This is a genomic window from Pseudomonas sp. MWU12-2020 (assembly GCF_023100605.1).
Lineage (GTDB): Bacteria > Pseudomonadota > Gammaproteobacteria > Pseudomonadales > Pseudomonadaceae > Aquipseudomonas > Aquipseudomonas fluorescens_H.
In genome coordinates this window covers 1-617 of record NZ_JALMEX010000048.1, presented here as the reverse complement: position 1 = coordinate 617, position 617 = coordinate 1, and the positions used below count along the sequence as shown (strand labels likewise).

General features: G+C 63.2%; 1 protein-coding gene. It reads left to right on the top strand.

Annotated features, from left to right (window positions below; genetic code table 11):
• Positions 1–296 (top strand): hypothetical protein (locus M0814_RS28970; RefSeq protein ID WP_218565946.1); only part of this gene is annotated, 296 nt, incomplete at its 5' end.
• Between the last annotated feature and the right edge of the window lie 321 nt (positions 297–617).

The following is a 617-nucleotide window of genomic DNA, read 5'->3' as shown; positions in this document are numbered from 1 at the left end:
ATCTCCTGCAAGGTAGGCCCGGAGCGGTTGCCGCCGCTCGATTCGGGCATCAGAAACACTGCGTTTCCGACCAGAGCATTATACCGCTCGCACGCCAAATCATCAACACTATAAACACTATTAAATCTTCTTCGGAAGTGTTGACGCCGCCGCTCTTGAGTGATGCCGGATGGTCAGGGCTGGGCGTGGTCAATAAACGCTTTTCAGCACGGCCGGAACGGCCGCTTCCTTTTCCGTACCTGGAGCGCACGAAATGTCTGCAGGTGATGCCAGACGGGTTCGGGGGGACGCGGTAAGCCCGACCTACCGCACCGCACGGCGCGGTCAAGGGGACGTGGAATACCGCAGGGAGCCTGCGACCGAGGATATGCCGCGAAAGCCCCTTGATCGCATCAGCCGGGCGGTGCGGTAGGTTGAGGGCTGGACGTGGCCACCTGAACTCGTCGTTCGCCTGCACACCGCGGAAGGGGGCAAGCGGAGCGCGCAGGCCGGAGGCCGGAGGCGTGAGAGCCGGCTTGCCGGCGTGGATTGAAGCCCGAAGGGGCGAGACAGGTCGGCTTTTTGACCTGGCTCGATGCGCAGCACGAAAGCCCGACCCGCGACAGCGGGGAACGCCA